We start from the raw sequence: 21,556 nt of genomic DNA on the forward strand, positions 1-21,556 counted from the left end.
TTAATTATTCATCTGCAGGAAACATAAATATATTTCCTGCATTTATACTGATTTATTTCTATTAAGAAAACCAATTAACTATTTTTGCTTTCTCCAATAATATTTTCCTGTATGTTTTTAGGTACTTCCTCAAAATGACTTATCTGCATTGAGAATGTACCTCTTCCTTGGGTTCTAGAACGCAGTCCTGTTGCATAACCAAACATTTCTGACAGTGGAACATGTGCTGATATAACCTGAGCTCCACTTTTAGCTTCCATTCCTTCAACCCTTCCTCTTCTAGAGTTTAAGTCACCCATAACATCGCCCATATATTCTTCTGGAATAACAACACTTACCTTCATCATAGGCTCTAAAAGCACAGCTTTTGACTTTTTCATACCTTCTTTCAAAGCCATAGAACCAGCAACTTTAAATGCCATTTCTGATGAGTCCACCTCATGGTACGATCCATCATAAAGGGTAACTTTAACATCTACAACAGGATAACCTCCTAAGATACCATTATTCATAGCATCTTGAACTCCTGCATCAACAGCTGGTATATACTCCTTAGGAATAGCTCCACCAACTATTTTGTTGACAAATTCGTAGCCAGCGCCTGGTTCTTTAGGCTCAATCTCAACACAACAGTGTCCATACTGACCTCTACCACCGGACTGCCTTACAAATTTACCTTCAACTTTAACAGCATTTTTAATTGTTTCCTTGTATGCTACCTGAGGATTACCTACATTTGCCTCAACTTTAAATTCCCTTAACATACGATCTACAATAATTTCTAAGTGAAGTTCACCCATTCCTTCAATTATTGTCTGACCTGTCTCTTTATCAGTATGAGCTCTAAATGTTGGATCTTCTTCAGCTAGCTTTTGAAGTGCAATGGACATCTTATCCTGACCTGCTTTTGTCTTTGGCTCAATGGCCACAGATATAACAGGTTCTGGAAAATCCATTGACTCTAAAATAACAGGACTTCCTTCTTCACATAGAGTATCACCTGTTCCTGTATTCTTAAGTCCAATAGCTCCAGCTATATCACCAGAGTATACAGTATCAAGTTCTTCTCTGTGATTTGCATGCATCTGAAGTATTCTTCCTAACCTTTCTCTTTTTCCTTTTGATGCATTTAAAATATACGAACCAGAATTAATTTTTCCTGAATAAACTCTGAAAAAGCAGAGCTTACCAACATAAGGATCAGTCATAATTTTAAATGCTAGTGCTGAAAAAGGTCCATCATCATCTGCAGGTCTTTCCATTTCCTCTTCACCATCTACAGACAATCCCTTGATAGGAGGTATATCCAATGGTGAAGGCATATAATCTACAACTGCGTCAAGCAATTGAGGCACACCTTTATTTTTATATGAAGAACCACACGCAACAGGTATTATATCTACTTTTATTGTAGCACTTCTTATTCCTGATTTTATCTCTTCCTCAGTTAACTCTTCTCCTTCAAGGTATTTCATCATTAGCTCTTCATCTTGTTCTGAAACAGCTTCAACAAGTTTTGTTCTGTATTCTTCTACCAATTCCTTCATATCATCAGGAATTTCCTTTTCTTCTACATTCCTTCCAAGCTTGTCTGTAAAAGCATATGCTTTCATTTTAACAAGATCAATTATACCTTCGAAAGTATCTTCCTTACCAATAGGTAATTGTATAGGAACAGCATTAGCCTGTAATCTTTCCTTCATCATGTCTAAACAATTGTAAAAATCTGCTCCTACAATATCCATCTTATTAATATATGCAAGACGCGGTACATTATACCTGTCAGCTTGTCTCCATACAGTCTCAGATTGAGGCTCAACTCCTCCCTTGGCACAGAAAACAGTTACTGAGCCATCAAGAACTCTTAAGGATCTTTCAACCTCAACTGTAAAATCAACGTGCCCCGGCGTATCAATAATATTTACTCTTGTATCCTTCCACTGGGCAGTAGTTGCAGCAGATGTTATGGTAATACCCCTCTCTTGCTCTTGTGCCATCCAATCCATTGTTGCTGCACCATCGTGTGTCTCACCAATCTTATGAACTTTTCCTGTATAAAAAAGTATACGTTCAGTTGTAGTGGTTTTACCTGCATCTATATGAGCCATTATCCCTAAATTTCTTGTTCTCTCTAAACTAAATTGCCTAGGCATTTTAACCTTCCTTTCAAAATTAGCACATAAACTGCTCTTTCTTTCAATTAAATTTCCCTTGTTACCATCTATAATGAGCAAAAGCTTTGTTTGCTTCAGCCATCTTATGGGTATCTTCTTTCTTCTTGAATGCTCCACCTAGATTATTGGTTGCATCCATTATTTCACCAGCTAATCTCTCTCTCATAGTCCTTTCTCCTCTTTGTCTTGAGTAGTTAACCAACCATCTTAGACCAAGAGTTTGCCTTCTTTCAGGCCTTACTTCTATAGGAACCTGATATGTTGCTCCACCAACTCTTCGAGCTTTTACTTCAAGTACAGGCATTATATTATTTAATGCTTGTTCAAAGACTTCAAGAGGATCTTTACCTGTTTTTTCCTTTATCATATCAAAAGCATCATAACAAATCTTTTGAGCTACTCCTTTTTTTCCGTCAAGCATAATGTTATTGATAAGTTTTGTAACAACCTTGTCATTGTACATAGGATCAGGCAAAATTTCTCTTTGTGGTATAAATCCTTTTCTTGGCACCTTTCTTCCCTCCTTTAATATGATATATAAATATCATCGGTACTCGCGGCTTCTTGCCGTCGTCAGTGCAACGTACATGCTAAACATATATATTAAACAACGTACAAAGCACTATTAGTATTTGATTATAACTTTTTTTTCATACATGTTGCTATGCACCTTGTATGAACATTTCTTTTTTTACCAAAAAACTCTTATGTTTCTTATTTTGCTCCAGCCTTTGGTCTTTTTGCTCCGTACTTTGAACGTGCTTGCATCCTATTCGCTACACCTGCGGTATCAAGAGTTCCACGTACAATATGATATCTAACACCAGGAAGATCCTTAACTCTTCCTCCTCTTATAAGAACAACACTGTGTTCTTGCAAGTTGTGTCCTATTCCCGGTATATAAGCTGAAACTTCTATACCATTAGTTAAACGAACCCTTGCTACTTTTCTCAAAGCAGAATTTGGCTTTTTGGGAGTACTTGTTTTTACAACTGTACAAACTCCCCTTTTCTGTGGACTACTTGCATCTGTAGCCCTCTTCTTAAGAGAATTAAATCCCTTTTGAAGTGCAGGAGCATCAGATTGTTTTCCAATATATTTTCTCCCTTTTCTAACTAACTGATTAAACGTAGGCATTTCTCTACCTCCCTTCCTTTTTTATATTTATTCCAACACAATTGCGAGAATAAGCCAATACAAGTTAAGCCTTTTAACATTAATAAATACAACATCTGACAAAAATTCAAAGTTCAAATCTTTATTTGAGGATACTCACCACAGCTGCACTAACATCAATTCCACAAGCTTTACCTAGTTGTTTCATACTATCTGCATATACTATTGGAATATCTTTTTCGGTACACAAATCAACTATTTTTGACACAACTCTCTCTTCTGCATCTTTTGCTATATATACCTCTCCTACTATTCCCTTTTGTACAGCTTTTAAAGATTGCTTTAATCCAACTATTTTATTAATGTCTTTAAAATCTTCCAATTTAACTTAACCTCCCTGCTAATACAGGATAATAAAGCCAAAACATATTTGCCAATTAACTTTATTAAATATAATTGGTAAACATATTAGATGTTATTATATTAAAAATACACACTGAAACATTTTATCATCCACAAACTTTATTTGTCAAGATATTTGATTATTTTTTATTGTTAATAAGTTATTGCTAAGAAATAACCTCCGATTCTCATCGTCTAAAACCCATTAAATCATCGGGGTTTCGTCCTTGAGAATACGAAGTTACTTCTAAAGCATTGTTAGCTACTCAATTACTGTACTTATATTTATATCCTTATATCTACTCATTCCTGTTCCTGCCGGTATTAGCTTACCAATAATAACATTTTCCTTTAAGCCTACCAAAGGATCAACCTTACCTTTTATTGCAGCTTCAGTTAACACTCTTGTTGTCTCTTGGAAAGATGCTGCCGATAAGAATGACTCTGTAGCAAGTGAAGCCTTTGTAATACCTAACAAAATTCTTTTTCCTGTTGCAGCCCTCATACCTTCTGCCATTGTTTTTGCATTTTCTTCTTCAAAGTCAAATACATCTACCAAGCTACCTGGAAGTAAGCTAGTATCTCCTGCATCATCAACTTTGATTTTTCTAAGCATCTGTCTTATAATTACCTCAATGTGTTTGTCACTTATGTCAACACCTTGAAGCCTGTATACCCTTTGAACTTCTTGAAGAAGATATGCTTCAACTCCACCAATTCCTTTTATTTTTAATATGTCATGAGGATTAACAGAACCTTCTGTAATCTCATCTCCAGCTTCAACTACATCTCCTTCAGAAACTTTTAATCTAGAGCCATATGGAATCAAGTAGTTTTTGGACTCTCCTCCTTCTGTTGTAACAACAGCCTCTCTTTTCTTTTTTGACTCTACTATCTTAACAGTTCCCGGTACCTCAGATATAATTGCAAGACCTTTTGGCTTTCTTGCCTCAAATAATTCCTCAACACGTGGAAGACCTTGTGTAATATCATCTCCTGCAACTCCACCTGTGTGGAATGTTCTCATAGTAAGCTGGGTACCTGGCTCTCCTATTGATTGTGCAGCAATAATTCCTACAGATTCACCTACATTACACTCTTCACCTGTTGCAAGGTTTGCACCATAACATTTTGCACAAACACCATATTCTGAGTGACAAGTCAATAACGATCTAATTTTAACTTTTTTGATGTCTGCATCAATAATATTTTTTGCATCCTCATCACTCATAAGTTTGCCTGTTTCAACAATTATTTCACCGGTCTCAGGGTGAAGAACATGTGAAGCAGGATACCTTCCAACCAATCTTTCTGACAATTCTTCTATTATTTCGTTACCATCCTTAATGTCAGAAATTTCTATGCCTTTTCTCGTTCCACAATCCACTTCTCTAACTATAACATCCTGACTTACATCAACAAGACGTCTTGTAAGGTAACCTGAATCAGCAGTCCTAAGTGCTGTATCAGCCAAACCTTTTCTAGCTCCGTGAGTGGATATGAAAAACTCCATAACATTAAGTCCTTCACGGAAATTTGCCTTTATTGGAACCTCAATGGTCTTACCTTGTGTATCTGCCATAAGCCCCCTCATCCCTGCAAGCTGCTTGATCTGGTTAATGTTACCTCTTGCTCCAGACTGAGACATCATATAAACAGGATTAAATCTGTCCAAATTATCAATAAGAGCTTGGGTTATACTTTCAGACGCCTCTGTCCATGAAGCTATAACTGAGTTATATCTCTCTTCATCTGAAATAAGTCCCCTCTTATACTGTTTTATTATTTTTTCAATTCTATCCTCTGTTTCCTGGATATGTTTTGCCTTAACTTCAGGTATTACCATGTCAGATACACTTATAGTAATAGCACCTTTTGTCGAATATTTAAATCCTAATGCCTTAATATCATCTAAAAGAACAGCTGTCTTAGTTGCTCCATGAACCTTTATGCTTTTATCAATTATATCTCGAAGCCCACTTTTTCCTACAAGGAAATTTACTTCAAGATCAAAAGCAGTATCAGTATTTGTTCTGTCTACAAATCCTAAATCCTGTGGAACGGCTTCATTAAAAATTAACCTTCCTGCAGTAGCATCAACTATCTTACTTTTAACAACTCCATCAATTAACCTTTCTCTTCTAACTTTAATCTTTGAGTGAAGACCTATTTGTCCGCTGTCATATGCCATTACTGCTTCTTCTGGAGAAACAAATATCCTTCCTTCGCCTTTTTCACCGTCCTTTACAATGGTCATATAATAACTTCCTAAAACCATGTCCTGAGTAGGAACAGCAACAGGTTTTCCGTCCTGTGGCTTTAACAGGTTGGTAGCTGAAAGCATTAAAAACCTTGCTTCTGACTGTGCTTCAGCTGAAAGAGGCACGTGAACAGCCATCTGGTCACCATCAAAATCTGCATTATACGCAGTACAAACAAGTGGATGAAGTTTTAACGCTCTACCTTCTACAAGAACAGGCTCAAATGCCTGAATTCCAAGTCTATGAAGAGTAGGTGCACGATTTAAAAGCACTGGGTGCTCTTTAATTACTTCTTCTAACACGTCCCAAACTTCAGTTTTTACTCTTTCCACCATTCTCTTGGCACTTTTAATATTATGAGCCAAACCATCATTAACAAGCTTTTTCATTACAAAAGGCTTAAATAATTCCAGTGCCATTTCCTTTGGAAGACCACATTGATATATATTTAGTTCAGGTCCTACCACTATAACAGAACGCCCTGAATAGTCAACACGTTTTCCCAACAGGTTTTGACGAAAACGTCCCTGTTTACCTTTCAACATGTCCGACAAAGACTTAAGAGGTCTGTTACCAGGACCTGTTACTGGTCTTCCTCTTCTTCCATTATCAATTAGTGCATCCACAGCTTCCTGGAGCATTCTTTTTTCATTTCGTACAATTATATCTGGAGCACCTAAGTCTAAAAGCCTTTTTAGTCTGTTATTTCTATTTATAACCCTTCTATAAAGGTCATTAAGATCTGAAGTAGCAAACCTTCCTCCATCTAATTGAACCATCGGTCTCAATTCCGGTGGTATTACCGGAATTACATCTAAAATCATCCAATCCGGCCTGTTCTTTGACTGTTTAAAAGCTTCAACAACTTCAAGTCTTTTAATTGTTCTTACACGTTTTTGTCCAGATATCTCTTCAAGTTCAATTCTAAGATCCCTTGACAGTTTATCTAAATCTATTTCATCAAGAAGTCGCTTAACAGCTTCTGCACCCATTGATGCCTCAAATTTCATACCAAATTTATCCAAGCTGTCTCTGTATTCCTTCTCAGTAAGAATTTGCTTTATTGATAAAGGAGTCTGGCCTGGATCAATAACTACATATGATGCAAAATATAATATTTTTTCCAATGACCTAGGAGACATATCCAGTAATAACCCCATTCTGCTAGGAATCCCCTTGAAATACCATATATGAGAAACCGGTGCAGCTAATTCAATATGCCCCATCCTTTCTCTTCTCACCTTTGAACGAGTTACCTCAACTCCACATCTATCACAGATAATACCTTTATATCTTATTCTTTTATACTTACCACAGTGGCATTCCCAATCCTTTTGAGGTCCAAATATTCTTTCACAAAACAGACCATCTCTTTCAGGCTTTAATGTTCTATAATTTATGGTCTCAGGTTTTTTTACTTCTCCCCGTGACCATTCTCTTATCTTTTCTGGAGAAGCCAAACCTATCTTCATTGAATCAAAATTATTTAGTTCAAACACGGCCCATTCTCCTTTCTTTATAATTCTTCACCATCAAGGCTATCTTCTAAATCATCTTCTGAAAACAAATCTTCATCTAAATTGTTCTCAATAACTTCTTCACTCTTCATACCTTCAGCTACATCTGAAAAGTCCAAATCATCACCGTCTAAGTCGCCTTCTAAGCTGCCTTCTAAGCTGCCTTCTATGCTTTCCTCGCCGGTTTTTTCAAACTCATTTAAAACAGCCTCGTCTTCTCTTCCCTCTATGTTTACATTTAATTCTTCAAGTTCATCATCTACCGATTCCTTTATTGCTATCTCTTCTTGTTCTTCAGAGAAAACTTTTACATCAAGGGAAAGACTCTGAAGCTCTTTTATTAAAACTTTAAATGATTCTGGGATTCCAGGTTCAGGTACATTTTCTCCTTTTACTATAGCTTCATATGTCTTAACTCTTCCGATAACATCATCCGACTTAACTGTAAGTATTTCCTGCAATGTGTATGCAGCACCATAAGCTTCAAGTGCCCACACTTCCATCTCTCCAAACCTCTGTCCCCCGAACTGTGCCTTACCACCTAAAGGCTGCTGAGTTACAAGTGAATATGGACCAGTTGAACGAGCATGTATTTTATCATCAACAAGGTGTGCAAGCTTTAGCACATACATATATCCAACTGTTACTTTGTTTTCTAATGGCTCTCCAGTCCTTCCATCAAACAATACCGTTTTTCCGTCCTCATTTTGACCTGCTTTTTTTAACGTCTCGATTATATCCATCTCACTGGCACCGTCAAATACAGGAGTTGCCACTTTCCATCCTAAAGCTTTTGCAGCAAAGCCCAAGTGAACTTCCAACACCTGACCTATATTCATACGTGAAGGAACTCCCAAAGGATTCAATACTATTTCAAGTGGTGTCCCATCCGGTAAAAACGGCATATCCTCTTCTGGAAGAATTCTTGAAATAACACCCTTATTACCATGTCTTCCAGCCATTTTATCCCCAACAGATATCTTTCTTTTTTGAGCAATATATACTCTTACAAGTTGATTAACTCCTGGCGATAACTCATCACCATTTTCCCTTGTAAACACCTTTACATCTACAATTATACCTGCTTCACCATGGGGTACACGCAAAGATGTATCACGAACTTCTCTTGCCTTTTCTCCAAAAATAGCTCTAAGTAGTCTTTCCTCTGCTGTAAGCTCTGTTTCTCCTTTTGGTGTAACTTTTCCAACAAGAATATCCCCTGACCTTACCTCAGCTCCAATTCTAATTATTCCTCTTTCGTCTAAGTCTTTTAAAGAATCTTCACTTACATTTGGTATGTCTCTTGTTATTTCCTCAGGCCCTAATTTTGTATCTCTTGCTTCTGCCTCATATTCTTCAATATGAATAGATGTAAACACATCCTCTTTAACAAGTTTTTCACTTATCAATATGGCATCTTCATAGTTATATCCTTCCCATGTCATAAAACCTATGAGAACATTCTTTCCTAATGATATCTCACCTTTGTCTGTTGAAGGACCATCAGCAATCACGTCACCTTTTTCAATCACTTCACCTTTTTCCACAATAGGTCTTTGATTTATACACGTCCCCTGATTAGAGCGCAAATACTTCAAAAGTTTGTATTCATCTTTATTTCCATCTTTTCTTCTTATAACTATTTTGCTGGCACTAACTTTTTCAACTACACCAGCATTTCTTGCCAAAACAACAACCCCAGAATCTCTTGCTGCCTTGTATTCAATACCTGTTCCTATAATAGGCGAATCTGTCTTTATAAGTGGAACTGCCTGACGTTGCATATTAGCCCCCATAAGAGCACGGTTAGCATCGTCATTTTCAAGAAAAGGTATTAATGAAGTCGCAACAGAAACTAACTGTTTTGGCGAAACATCCATATAGTCAACTCTATTTTTCTCTGTTTCTAAAAATTCCTCTTTATATCTACATATAACTCTTTTATCAGTAAATCTACCTTCTTCATCTAAAGGTTCATTTGCCTGTGCAATAAGAAATTCATCTTCTTGGTCGGCAGTTAGATAACTTATGTCGTCTGTAACAACAACGTTATCCCTATCAACTTTTCTGTAAGGGGCTTCAATAAAGCCATATTCATTAATTCTTGCATAGGTACTAAGAGAACCTATAAGACCTATATTAGGCCCTTCTGGAGTCTCTATAGGACACATTCTTCCATAGTGAGAGTGGTGAACGTCACGAACTTCAAATCCTGCCCTTTCTCTACTAAGTCCTCCCGGTCCTAATGCACTAAGTCTTCTTTTGTGAGTCAACTCTGCTAATGGATTAGTCTGATCCATAAATTGTGACAGCTGACTGCTTCCGAAAAATTCTTTAATCGCCGCCGCAACCGGCCTTATATTTATTAGCGCCTGTGGAGTAACTATATCTATATCCTGAATGGTCATTCTTTCCCTTACCACTCTTTCCATTCTAGACAAGCCTATGCGGAATTGATTTTGTAAAAGTTCTCCCACAGAACGAAGTCTTCTATTACCCAAGTGATCTATATCATCTGTGTACCCAATTCCATAATCAAGATTAATAACATAATTTATAGATGCAATTATATCCTCTACAGTTATATATTTTGGAATAAGATCATCAATTTTTTCGTTTAAAGCAGCTTTAAGCTCTTCAACGTTAGAACCATCATTTTCTTTTAATATTGAATCTAATACACTAAGCTTAACTTTTTCTGAAATACCAATTTCTTTAGAATCAAAGTTAATGTACTCATTAATGTCAACTGTATCATTACCAATTACTTTAATCTTTTTGCCTTCAACATTAATATGCACATGATTAATACCTGCATTTTCAATTATCAATGCAGCATCTCTGTCAATCTTTTCTCCTTCAGAAACAATTATTTCACCAGTGTGTGGATTAACTATATTTTCGTCTGATATAAAGCCATTTATCCTGCTTGCAATAGAAAGCTTTTTGTTAAACTTAAACCTTCCAAATTTAGCTAAATCATATCTTCTAGGGTCGAAAAATAAACTATTTAAAAGCGACCTAGCACTTTCAACTGTAGGTGGCTCACCTGGCCTTAGTCTTTTATAAATTTCCAAAAGACCTTCATCTTCAGCTTTTGCACCATCCTTTTGTATAGTTGCAATAACTTTTTCGTCTTCGCCTAAAAGTTCTGTAATTTCAAGATCCGTTCCATAACCTAATGCTCTTACAAGAACAGTAACAGGTAATTTCCTTGTTCTGTCTATTCTAACCGATATTACATCATTAGAATCCATCTCATATTCAAGCCATGCTCCCCTGTTTGGAATAACAGTGTTTGAATAAAGTTCTTTACCAGTTTTGTCATATTTCATTGAATAATAAATGCCTGGTGACCTTACCAGCTGACTTACAATAACTCTTTCTGCACCATTAATAATAAACGTACCATTCTCAGTCATTAAAGGAAAATCTCCCATAAAGATCTCCTGTTCTTTTACTTCTCCTGTTTCCTTGTTAATTAACCGTACCTTTACCTTTAAAGGAGCTGAGAATGTAGTATCCCTTTCCTTACATTCCTCTACACTATACTTAGGACTTTCATCTAAGGAGTAATCAACAAACTCCAAAATCAAATTTCCTGTATAATCGGTAATAGGAGAAACATCTCTGAAAACTTCTCTTAAACCTTCCTCTAAAAATTGATTGTAGGAATTTTTCTGAATTTCAATCAGATTTGGCATGTCAATAACTTCATCAATTTTAGAATAGCTCATTCTGACATTCTTTCCTAATTTCACCGGATGTACCATTAATATCACCTCATATATCAGACTTTTGTCTTTACAACTGCTTGACATTCTCATCTCCCTAAAGGAGAAGGATTCTTGCTTCACAGAGCTATTTAATTCAGCCCTTCCACAAGCATAGTCGGTATGCCCTACCGAATTCTTAACAAAACCTCGCCTTATATCACCAACCTTAAGGAAAGGTGTCTTACAACGAAGCCGATAAAAAATTATGTCTAAACATTAACTAAGTCAATGAAACTCAAAACTTTTGAATATATAAATTAATACAAAGCTACCTGACAGTAATAGTTGCTTTATGGAACTTTTATTGTCATAAAATCCCAAAATACTAATTACCGCAGAGCTTCATAGTATTTTAAATAAGTACTATTATATCTTTTGTTATGTATTTTACATTCTCTCTTCCCTAAAAGAAGAAAGACTCTTGCTTCGCAAATGCAGACTCTCCACAAGCGTAGTCAGTATGCCTACCGAATTTTTAACAAAACCTCGCCTTATATCACCAAACTTAAGGAGGTATCTTGTGACCAAGCCGATAACTATATATTTTTTTACATAAAAATATCATTAACAAATATTGTCTTGTTTATTCCCCTGTGATTAAAAAAATCTATTTTAAGCATCTATAATTGCAAAATTATTAATTAAAATAATTATAAGTTTCAATATAATATTTCAGAATACATTTCATGTTTGTATAATTTTTAGTATCGAAAGAAAAAGAATCAAATACTGAAATTACACGCAGTATATGATTTTAGCATATGTAATCCAACTTGTCAATAACTTTTTTGTTTTTTGTTTTTTACATCCTATATGCTATTCGGTTTTTATAAATTACTTAAATTTAAAAAGAAGAACATCAGACATGTTAAATATCCGATGTTCTCCTTTATTTAGGTGGGTAATTACTTAACTTCTACAGTTGCTCCAACATCTTTGAATTTAGCTTCGATTTCAGACGCATCATCTTTAGAAACAGCCTCTTTAACTGTTTTTGGTGCACCGTCAACCATCTCTTTAGCTTCCTTAAGTCCTAACCCTGTTACTTCTCTAACAACTTTGATTACTTTAATCTTTTGAGAACCTACAGACTTTAATACAACATCAAACTCAGTTTTTTCTTCTTCTGCAGCTGCACCGCCGCCTGCTGCTGGAGCTGCTGCCACTGCCATAGGAGCTGCAGCTGATACATCAAACTCTTCCTCTAATTCTTTAACCAATTCTGACAACTCTAATACTGTCATATTCTTTACTTCTTCCATTAATTTTGTAACTTTTTCACTAGCCATTTTATATACCTCCAAAAATTTTATTTTTTTACTTTTTACATATTTGTTTTAATCATTAAGCAGCTTTTATACATCTGCTTTTTCCTTCTTTTCTACAATTGCATTTAAAGCAACAGCCAATCCTTTTATGTTTGCATTTAATACATTTACAAAACCATTCAAAGGTGCATTCATTCCACCTATTGCCTTTGCAATAAGTTCTTCCTTTGAAGGTAAATCTGCAATAGCTTTTAAATCCTCAGCATTACATATTTTCCCTTCAACTATTCCTGCTTTAAACTGCACTTTTTTATTCTTTTTTGCATATTCAGCTAATATTTTAGCTGGTGCAACAGGATCTTCCATGCTTATAGCCATAGCTGTAGGACCTTTTAAGTGAGGTTCTAATTCACTCAATCCATTTTCACCCATAGCAAATCTAACTAAATTATTTTTTACTACCTTATATTCAACATCTGACTTTCTCAAAGCACTTCTCATTTCTGTGTCCTGCTCAACAGAAACTCCTCTGTAGTCAGCAAATACTATGGTTTTTGCCTCTTTAATTTCTTCTGAAAGTTTTTTCACTGCTTCCTTTTTTTGTTGAAGTATTTTTTCACTTGGCACTAACAATTCACCTCCTTAATTAAAAATGCCTATAACATACAAAACCCCTCATATGCACACAGACACAGAGGGGATTAATAATCCATCATATAATATATGAACCTCGGCAGGAAGACAGGTAAACTTTGCCTTTACATATCCTATTAAATACAACCTGCTGTCTATGGCATTATTATGCAATTTTGTTTATGTTTTTTAATCTTTAGTCACTCATTTTTTGAGCATTTACCTTAATACCAGGTCCCATTGTTGAAGTAACAACAACACTCTTTAAATATTGTCCCTTTGCCGCTGAAGGTTTTGCCTTTATAATAGCTCCCATTAAAACACGGAAGTTTTCTAAAAGCTTTTCGGTACCAAAAGATACCTTTCCAATAGGACAATGTATAATATTTGTCTTGTCAAGCCTATACTCAATCTTACCTGCTTTAACTTCATCAACTGCCTTTGCAACATCCATTGTTACAGTTCCAGCTTTAGGGTTTGGCATCAAGCCTTTAGGTCCTAAAGTTCTACCTAACTTACCAACAACCCCCATCATATCAGGAGTAGCTATGACAACATCAAATTCAAACCAATTATCTTTTTGAATTTTAGTTACATACTCATCCACTCCAACATAATCTGCACCTGCTGCTTCTGCCTCTTTTGCCTTATCTCCCTTTGCAAATACAAGTACTCTGATTTTTTTACCAGTACCATTAGGAAGTACAACTGCTCCTCTAACCTGTTGATCCGCATGCCTTGAATCAACACCTAGTCTTATATGAGCTTCCACAGTTTCATCAAATTTTGCCTTAGATGTTTTTTGAGTTAACTCAATAGCCTCAGGTGGGTCATATGACTTTAATTTATCTACAAGCTTTGCACTTTCTTGATAATTTTTTCCTCTTTTCACTCTTTTCACTCTCCTTTGTGGTAATTTTATTCGGAAACTAATGTTCCTCCCACTGTCGAACTTACTTGAAATTTATAAAGAAATTTCAAACTATAGAACCTATTTTAAAATTAGGCTTCTATTTCTATTCCCATACTTCTAGCAGTTCCAGCAACCATTCTTTCTGCCGCTTCAATATCTGCTGCATTTAAGTCAGGCATTTTAAGTTCAGCTATCTTCCTCAATTCCTCTTTTGGTAGAGTTGCAACTTTCTCCCTATTTGGAACACCAGAACCACTATCTATTTTACAAGATTTCTTTATCAACACAGCAGCTGGTGGTGTTTTTGTAATAAATGAGAAAGACCTATCAGCAAATACTGTTATCACTACAGGAATAACCATCCCTGCCTGTTTTGCAGTTCTTTCATTAAATTCTTTACAAAATCCCATTATATTGACGCCATGCTGACCTAACGCTGGTCCAACCGGTGGAGCCGGAGTTGCTTTCCCCGCAGGAATTTGAAGTTTTATATAGCCGGTAACTTTTTTAGCCATATTATCCACCTCCCAATTTAATTAAACATATTACTATATATCATTATTCCCGAAAATTGCTGCTCATGCAGTTTTCCAAGGTATAACACTCAAATTTAATTTATATCTTAACTTTTGCATAGAACAATTTTGTTTTATTGTCCACTTGCAAAAATGCATTACATTTTCTGAATTTGGAAAAGTTCTAATTCTACTGGGGTCTCTCGCCCAAACATAGACACAGAAACACGAACTTTTTTCTTTTCCGTATTTATTTCTTCGACTATCCCAATAAAGTTTTCTAAAGGACCAGAAATCACTCTTACATTATCACCTGGCTCATAATCAAGTACAGGAGCAAACTCTTCAACTCCCATTGACTTAACTTCTTCATCAGATAGCGGCACAGGCTTAGAACCTGGACCTACAAAACCAGTAACTCCACGAGTGTTTCTAACAATATACCAAGATTCATCAGACATCATCATTTTGACAAGGACATAACCTGGAAAAACCTTTTTCAAGGTTGCCTTTTTCTTGCCATCTTTAATCTCAATTTGTTCTTCCATTGGAACAACTACATCTATAATGTAATCCTGCATATTTCTGTTTTCAACTATTTTTTCAAGGTTTGCTTTTACCTTGTTTTCATATCCAGAATAGGTATGAACAACATACCACTTTCCATTTTCAGGTGCTTCATTATTGAGCATAATGCCCTGAATCCTCCTTTATTGACTTTAGATATAAGCCGTAATACTATTCATAGCAAATTAAAAACCTGAACTTAGGGCTTATGCATAAACAAGACCTCTTAATATATTAAGACCATAATCCAATCCCCATATAAATGCACCTATTATTAGACACATAATCAATACTGTTAGAGTATTGTTCATAAGTTGGGTTTTAGTCGGCCATATAACTTTTTTTAACTCGCTTCTAACTTCTTTAAAAAACTTTAAAAAGCGTGCTTTTGTACCTTCAGCTTTTGGTTTTTTTGCATTTCCAGCCATTTTAAACATCTCTCCATTATATTTTTTATTTCACACTACACTAACATTAATCCAAAAATAAGCCAGCTCTTATTTTGTTTCTTTATGCCCTGTATGTTTGCGACAAAATCTACAATACTTTCTCATTTCAAGCCTATCTGGATCATTTTTTTTGTTTTTCATAGCATCATAATTTCTCTGCTTACATTCTCCGCAAGCCAATGTAATTTTAACTCTCATCTTTCACACCTCCACAACGTGTCCACAAATAAATTTATCTAAAATTTCTCTGACAAAAAAAAAGACCTACAACACGAAGCAATAATTAGTTTATCACGTATATTATTAGAAGTCAAGTTGACTTTTGAATTTTTTTCTTGCAGTATGATTCATTTATGATACTGTATTAAAGCAAGGGGTTTCCCCCTTGCCAATTGCTATTCTAACTAACATCACCTTTCACTAATGATGATACATTTTTCACTCCTCAATTAACTCACTAATTCCCGCACCAGGTGGAACTATGGGAAATACCTTATCATCTCTATCAATTTCAAAATTTATCACTACAGGCGTATCCTTTGAATCAAATGCTTTTTTTAGAGCTTCATCAACCTCTTCTGGACTGGATACATTTATACCAATCGCTCCATAGGCTTCAGCCATCGCTGCGAAATCTGTCCCTCTGTCTATAGTAGTTGATGAATACCTTGAATCATAAAACAGATTTTGCCACTGCCTAACCATTCCTAAGACATGGTTGTTAAAAATAGCTATTACCAAAGGCAATTTATATTCAACTGCTGTAGCAAGCTCGTTACAGTTCATTCTAAAGCTTCCATCACCTGCAACATTTATTGCTTTTTTATTAGGCATTCCTATTTGAGCACCAATACACGCCCCAAATCCATACCCCATTGTTCCAAGTCCTCCTGAAGAAAGAAACTGTCTTGGAGAACTGTACTTATAAAATTGTGCTGCCCAAATCTGATGCTGACCTACTTCTGTTGTTATAATGGCTTTTCCCTCTGTAAGTTCATACATTCTCTCTAAAATGTAATTTGGCTTTACCTTTCCCTCACTTGGAAACTTTAATGGGTACTCTTTCTTCCAACCATCAATTTTTTTATTCCATTCACCATATTCTTTGTCATCGATTTTGTCATTAATTTTTTCAACTATCTTTTTGATATTTCCAATAAGAGGATAATGTACAACAAGATTTTTTCCTATCTCAGCTGGATCTATATCAATGTGCATTATTTTAGCTTTAGGAGCAAATCTTTTAACATTACTAATTACTCTATCACTAAACCTTGCACCTATTGCAATAAAAAGATCTGACTCAGATACAGCAAGATTAGTAGTCTTGGTTCCATGCATACCTATCATACCCATAAACAAATCATTAGCTCCAGGAAATGATCCCATGCCCATCAAGGTCGTTGTAACAGGTATTTTCGCTTTTTGTGCAAATTTAACTAGCTCTTTATCTGCTCCACCTATGGAAACTCCACCACCTGAAAGTATAACAGGTTTTTTGGCTTCGTTTATTACTCTGACAGCTTGCTCTATATCACTTTCACTTGCCCCAATAGGAATGTCCTTAAGCTTTTGTGGCTCTTTAGTATCATACTCAGCCGTTGCAGCAGTCACATCTTTGCATATATCAATCAGTACCGGCCCAGGCCTTCCTTCTTTTGCAATTTTAAACGCCTCTCGAATCACATCAGCAAGATTGTCAACTTCTTTTACAATATAATTATGCTTTGTAATAGGCATTGTAATTCCAGTTATATCAACCTCCTGAAAAGAATCCTTCCCTAAAAGCGCCTTTGGAACCTGACCTGTTATCGCCACCATAGGAACTGAATCCATATATGCAGTTGCAATACCTGTAACCAAGTTTGTAGCACCAGGACCTGATGTGGCAATACAAACACCCACCTTGCCTGTGGCTCTTGCATAACCATCTGCTGCGTGAGAAGCCCCCTGCTCATGAGACGTCAATATATGCCTTATCTGGTCTTTGGCTTTAAACAATGCATCGTAAATGTTTAGAACTGCCCCTCCCGGAAAGCCAAAAATTGTATCTACATTTTGTTCCTTCAAACACTCAACTAATATTTCCGAACCTGTTAATTTCATATATATTCTCCTCCATAATTTCTTTCGCATTCCTTATTATTTAAATACAGCACCTGTACTTGCAGATGTAACAAGTTTTGCGTATCTACCTAGATACCCTTTTGTTATTTTAGGCTCTGGAGCCTTCCAATCCTTCATTCTATCTTTTAACTCATCCTCAGATATATCAACATTAAGTTTTCCTTTGTTTATATCTATATCAATTATGTCACCTTCTTTAATAACTCCAATTGGCCCTCCTGCCATCGCTTCTGGTGAAGCATGACCAATTGATGCACCTCTTGTTGCACCTGAAAAACGTCCGTCAGTAATAAGTGCAACATGTTTATCAAGCCCCATACCAGCAATTGCAGAAGTAGGACCTAACATTTCTCGCATTCCAGGTCCACCCTTAGGTCCTTCATATCTTATAATAACTACATCACCTTTATTTATACTACCTTTATATATCGCCTCTATAGCATCGTCTTCTGACTCAAACACCCTAGCCGGTCCTTTATGAATAAGCATTTCATCTGCCACTGCTGATCTTTTTACAACTGCTCCATCAGGTGCCATATTTCCTCTCAAAACTGCAATCCCACCAGTTTTACTGTATGGATTGTCAATACTTCTTATAACATCATAATCTAAAATTTTTGCCTTTTCAATATTGTCTTTTACAGTTCCACCTGTAACTGTAAGCAAGTCTGCATTTAATAAATTCTTTACAGATAACTCTTTCATCACAGCTTGAACTCCTCCAGCCGCATAAAGGTCTTGAATATGATGATTTCCAGCCGGAGCTAACTTACACAAGTTTGGTACTCTACTACTTATTTCATTTACTATATCTAAATTTATCTCTACTCCAGCTTCATTTGCAATTGCAGGCAAGTGAAGTATTGAATTTGTCGAACATCCTAAAGCCATATCAACAGTAAGTGCATTTTCAAAAGCCTTGTCATTTAATATATCAGATGGCTTAATATCCTTTTCCATCATTTCCATAACTTTTACACCTGCATTTTTTGCAAGACGAAGTCTTTCTGCATATACTGCTGGAACCGTTCCATTACCAGGAAGCCCCAGTCCCAAAACCTCTGTAAGGCAATTCATTGAATTAGCTGTAAACATTCCAGAACACGACCCACAGCCTGGACATGCATAATTTTCACAGTCTAAAACATCCTCTTCATCCATTTTCCCCGCTTTATAAGCTCCTACTGCCTCGAAAACACTGTTTAAATCTAAATATTTACCATTTCTCTTTATAGAAAGCATTGGACCTCCGCTTACTACAACAGATGGTACATTAATTCTTGCAGCAGCCATCAACATGCCAGGAACTATTTTGTCACAATTAGGTATGAAAACCATCCCATCAAAGCTATGTGCAAGTCCCATAGCTTCACATGAATCCGCAATAAGTTCCCTTGTAGGAAGAGAATACTTCATTCCCATGTGACCCATAGCTATTCCATCACAAACACCTATAGCCCCGAATTCAACAGGAGTACCTCCTGCCATTCTTATCCCAGCTTTCACAGCTTCTGTTATCCTGTCCAGTTCAGTATGCCCTGGAATTATTTCACTTTTGGAATTTGCTATACCTATCAACGGTCTGGAAATTTCCTCATCAGTATACCCCATTGCTTTTAACAAAGATCTATGGGGAGCTCTTTCTACCCCTTTTTTAACAGCATCACTTTTCATATTTCATTCCTCTCTTTCTATATAAATTATAGATAAAATTCAATCTTGAACAAATATTCCAAATTAAAACCCCTTTCCACACCATATTGTCCAGTGTTTTTATATCAAATTAAATATGTTTTTAATACTTATACCACCAATTGTTAATATTATAACAATTAGCTACCCTAAACCTATCCAGCTTACTATAAAATTGTTTTCATAAAAATATCTAGCTATCAAAGATGCTTCTACAGAATCAAAAAAGCCTTCAAATAATGGAACTGTATGAAGTAACATTAAAATAGCAAATACAATATAAATGGTCAAAAGCCCTTCCACCGCTCCAAAGGCAAATCCTCCAAGTTTATTTACCTGCTTGAAAACAGGTAATTTCGCTATTCCTTCAAGAATATTCCTTGCAAATACAAGCCCTATCCTTATTGCAATGTACAAAAGAACAACACTAATAACATTAATAACAAATTCAGCCAAAACACCACTGATTCTATCAACAACTGTTACGTAATCCACTACCCCTGCCAAATCCGGTAAATTTTCTATTACATGATTATTAATCAAGTCTTTTAAAAACTCTGGCAAATTAAGCCCGTCAATCACTGTTTCTGCTGTCGTTGAAGCTTCTTCATTAACAGTTGCCATTTGTTCTTCTTGCTGAATCATCAATCTGTCATAAATGCTGGATTTGATTCGCGTAAATATAAAAGTCCCTGCCAGAACACCTGCAAGTACAGGGTAAAACTTAATAGCCAATATAACTGCTATAAAAAAAGACACCAATTTAGATAAAGAAAAAATAAAACCATTTTTAAGTCCTAAAAATCCAAAAACAAAAATAATCAACAAAACAAAAATATCTGCCCAATTCATACTTTTCACCCCATAATCAAAATTTATATTTAATTAGCTATGCCACTATATATTTAAAATAATAATTTTATTTTCCACTATTACTAAAATTTCTTTTTTATTAAAAAAATCAATATATTTTATTTCTGTTGTGAAATCGTATTCATCTATAATTTTACCTTGCGAATTTATAATGTAAAGCTGTCTTCCTAAATTTACAGCAATAATATCGTCGTACACCACCATGTTTTTCACATGGTTTTCAATATTTAAATCTGCAACTCTTTCTCCACCCATATCATAAATAAGTATATCAGATTTTCTATTGCTAAAAAAGCCTGCTCCTTTTAACTCTGTAGCTGCTATAACATATTTATCACTACCTGCACTAGAACTGTAGACTTTTCCTTTTGCAGAAGCACTCCATTTTTCTTCAAGATTATCTCCTAAAACAGCAATATAAGAATCACCAACAGCCATAATTGTATCATCATCAATATATTCGGCAAATGGAAAAAATTCATTTTCAACAACTGTCTTTTCTATCTGTTCCTTGCTTTCAATATTATATTTTTTTAACTCTGTAGTTGCACCTATACCTGATGTAATAGCATAATTTAAAAGAATTGAGTCGCCGTCTGGAGATACTTTTGCCGATAAAATAAATTCGTCTCCAGAGTTGTCAACAAAATATCTTACTCCTTCTCTGTTAAATGCACTAGCTGCATTTCTACTCATCTCTTCCTCATGAACAACAGCCACATGACCTTTTTCATTAATATCAGCATTTATTATATTATTGTTTAACTTCTCTTCCCATAGCTTATTTATCCCTCTAAAAACAAACATATCTTTACCTTTAAAATCAGCTATCAAAAGATAATTCCCCTTACTCTTAATCAAAGGGTTTTTTAAAGAACCACGAAAAGTCCTCCTTGCCTCTCCTCTTTTATCTATAAAATCTATTCTTCCCTGTGTACATTTTACAATATAATCGTCATGTAGTGCAAATTTTGCATTAGCACTGCTATCATAAGACATCTCAAGTAAAACCTCTTTATTTCCGAAATCACTTCCTAAATAAAACCTATTTTCAAACAATTCTTTTATACTTGTGTTTTTAAGGTCTATTTCATTTAGATTTAAATATGCCCCTGCTGATGTACTAATGATAATAAGTATCAGCACAATAAATAAAAATATATTAAACCTTCCATGTCTTTTTTTAAATTTAGTATCTTTTCTAGGGATATCCAATATAATTCACCCCTGCTTATCTTTAGTAAGTATTTTTTTATATTGTATCATATCAAAT

At 35.4% G+C, this 21,556-nt stretch carries 17 protein-coding genes and 1 other annotated feature; all 17 genes read right to left on the reverse strand.

Annotated elements, in window-relative coordinates; genetic code table 11:
- Positions 1–74: 74 nt before the first annotated feature.
- Positions 75–2,153, reverse strand: coding sequence for an elongation factor G (gene fusA / locus RBH29_RS09625; protein WP_306696601.1), 2,079 nt, complete (start codon positions 2,151–2,153; stop codon positions 75–77).
- A gap of 61 nt (positions 2,154–2,214) precedes the next feature.
- A complete protein-coding gene (rpsG, locus tag RBH29_RS09630) occupies positions 2,215–2,685 on the reverse strand; it encodes a 30S ribosomal protein S7 (protein WP_306696602.1) in 471 nt (156 codons plus the stop codon).
- 203 nt (positions 2,686–2,888) lie between these two features.
- Entirely contained in the window at positions 2,889–3,311 is a 423-nt protein-coding gene (rpsL, locus tag RBH29_RS09635; protein ID WP_306696603.1) for a 30S ribosomal protein S12, read from the reverse strand.
- A gap of 121 nt (positions 3,312–3,432) precedes the next feature.
- The gene (locus tag RBH29_RS09640; RefSeq protein ID WP_306696604.1) at positions 3,433–3,672 is read right to left on the reverse strand and encodes a ribosomal L7Ae/L30e/S12e/Gadd45 family protein; all 240 of its coding nucleotides are present in this window, start codon (positions 3,670–3,672) and stop codon (positions 3,433–3,435) included.
- 282 nt (positions 3,673–3,954) lie between these two features.
- On the reverse strand, positions 3,955–7,452 hold the full coding sequence (gene rpoC, locus RBH29_RS09645) for a DNA-directed RNA polymerase subunit beta' (RefSeq protein WP_306696605.1): 3,498 nt from the start codon (positions 7,450–7,452) through the stop codon (positions 3,955–3,957).
- Between the two features lie 17 nt (positions 7,453–7,469).
- Entirely contained in the window at positions 7,470–11,243 is a 3,774-nt protein-coding gene (gene rpoB, locus RBH29_RS09650) for a DNA-directed RNA polymerase subunit beta (RefSeq protein WP_306696634.1), read from the reverse strand.
- A gap of 908 nt (positions 11,244–12,151) precedes the next feature.
- Complete coding sequence (gene rplL / locus RBH29_RS09655; protein WP_306696606.1) at positions 12,152–12,535, reverse strand: 50S ribosomal protein L7/L12; 384 nt, start codon at positions 12,533–12,535, stop codon at positions 12,152–12,154.
- Positions 12,536–12,601: 66 nt separating this feature from the next.
- Positions 12,602–13,141, reverse strand: coding sequence for a 50S ribosomal protein L10 (gene rplJ / locus RBH29_RS09660; protein ID WP_306696607.1), 540 nt, complete (start codon positions 13,139–13,141; stop codon positions 12,602–12,604).
- A 29-nt stretch (positions 13,142–13,170) separates the two neighbouring features.
- Positions 13,171–13,326: a sequence feature (ribosomal protein L10 leader region), on the reverse strand.
- 17 nt (positions 13,327–13,343) lie between these two features.
- Positions 13,344–14,039, reverse strand: coding sequence for a 50S ribosomal protein L1 (gene rplA, locus RBH29_RS09665; protein ID WP_306696608.1), 696 nt, complete (start codon positions 14,037–14,039; stop codon positions 13,344–13,346).
- A gap of 110 nt (positions 14,040–14,149) precedes the next feature.
- On the reverse strand, positions 14,150–14,575 hold the full coding sequence (gene rplK / locus RBH29_RS09670; RefSeq protein WP_306696609.1) for a 50S ribosomal protein L11: 426 nt from the start codon (positions 14,573–14,575) through the stop codon (positions 14,150–14,152).
- Positions 14,576–14,733: 158 nt separating this feature from the next.
- On the reverse strand, positions 14,734–15,267 hold the full coding sequence (nusG, locus tag RBH29_RS09675; protein ID WP_306696610.1) for a transcription termination/antitermination protein NusG: 534 nt from the start codon (positions 15,265–15,267) through the stop codon (positions 14,734–14,736).
- Between the two features lie 81 nt (positions 15,268–15,348).
- Positions 15,349–15,570, reverse strand: coding sequence for a preprotein translocase subunit SecE (secE, locus tag RBH29_RS09680; protein ID WP_306696611.1), 222 nt, complete (start codon positions 15,568–15,570; stop codon positions 15,349–15,351).
- 69 nt (positions 15,571–15,639) lie between these two features.
- A complete protein-coding gene (gene rpmG / locus RBH29_RS09685) occupies positions 15,640–15,789 on the reverse strand; it encodes a 50S ribosomal protein L33 (RefSeq protein WP_306696612.1) in 150 nt (49 codons plus the stop codon).
- Between the two features lie 240 nt (positions 15,790–16,029).
- Positions 16,030–17,697, reverse strand: coding sequence for a biosynthetic-type acetolactate synthase large subunit (ilvB, locus tag RBH29_RS09690; protein WP_306696613.1), 1,668 nt, complete (start codon positions 17,695–17,697; stop codon positions 16,030–16,032).
- A 36-nt stretch (positions 17,698–17,733) separates the two neighbouring features.
- Positions 17,734–19,392: a dihydroxy-acid dehydratase gene (ilvD, locus tag RBH29_RS09695; RefSeq protein WP_306696614.1), complete on the reverse strand. Its 1,659-nt coding sequence runs from the start codon at positions 19,390–19,392 to the stop codon at positions 17,734–17,736.
- 162 nt (positions 19,393–19,554) lie between these two features.
- Complete coding sequence (locus tag RBH29_RS09700; protein WP_306696615.1) at positions 19,555–20,262, reverse strand: CvpA family protein; 708 nt, start codon at positions 20,260–20,262, stop codon at positions 19,555–19,557.
- Positions 20,263–20,307: 45 nt separating this feature from the next.
- A complete protein-coding gene (locus RBH29_RS09705) occupies positions 20,308–21,498 on the reverse strand; it encodes a DUF5711 family protein (RefSeq protein WP_306696616.1) in 1,191 nt (396 codons plus the stop codon).
- Positions 21,499–21,556 lie beyond the last annotated feature (58 nt).

Source organism: Herbivorax alkaliphila (genome assembly GCF_030848475.1).
Lineage (GTDB): Bacteria > Bacillota > Clostridia > Acetivibrionales > Acetivibrionaceae > Herbivorax.

Excerpts from the sequence above, each read along its gene's own strand:
- rplL (WP_306696606.1), bottom strand. The coding sequence starts at position 12,535 with ATGGCTAGTGAAAAAGTTACAAAATTAATGGAAGAAGTAAAGAATATG.
- RBH29_RS09700 (WP_306696615.1), bottom strand. The coding sequence starts at position 20,262 with ATGAATTGGGCAGATATTTTTGTTTTGTTGATTATTTTTGTTTTTGGA.
- rpoB (WP_306696634.1), bottom strand. The coding sequence starts at position 11,243 with ATGGTACATCCGGTGAAATTAGGAAAGAATGTCAGAATGAGCTATTCT.
- rplK (WP_306696609.1), bottom strand. The coding sequence starts at position 14,575 with ATGGCTAAAAAAGTTACCGGCTATATAAAACTTCAAATTCCTGCGGGG.
- ilvD (WP_306696614.1), bottom strand. The coding sequence starts at position 19,392 with ATGAAAAGTGATGCTGTTAAAAAAGGGGTAGAAAGAGCTCCCCATAGA.
- rpsL (WP_306696603.1), bottom strand. The coding sequence starts at position 3,311 with ATGCCTACGTTTAATCAGTTAGTTAGAAAAGGGAGAAAATATATTGGA.
- fusA (WP_306696601.1), bottom strand. The coding sequence starts at position 2,153 with ATGCCTAGGCAATTTAGTTTAGAGAGAACAAGAAATTTAGGGATAATG.
- secE (WP_306696611.1), bottom strand. The coding sequence starts at position 15,570 with ATGGCTGGAAATGCAAAAAAACCAAAAGCTGAAGGTACAAAAGCACGC.
- rpmG (WP_306696612.1), bottom strand. The coding sequence starts at position 15,789 with ATGAGAGTTAAAATTACATTGGCTTGCGGAGAATGTAAGCAGAGAAAT.
- nusG (WP_306696610.1), bottom strand. The coding sequence starts at position 15,267 with ATGCTCAATAATGAAGCACCTGAAAATGGAAAGTGGTATGTTGTTCAT.
- ilvB (WP_306696613.1), bottom strand. The coding sequence starts at position 17,697 with ATGAAATTAACAGGTTCGGAAATATTAGTTGAGTGTTTGAAGGAACAA.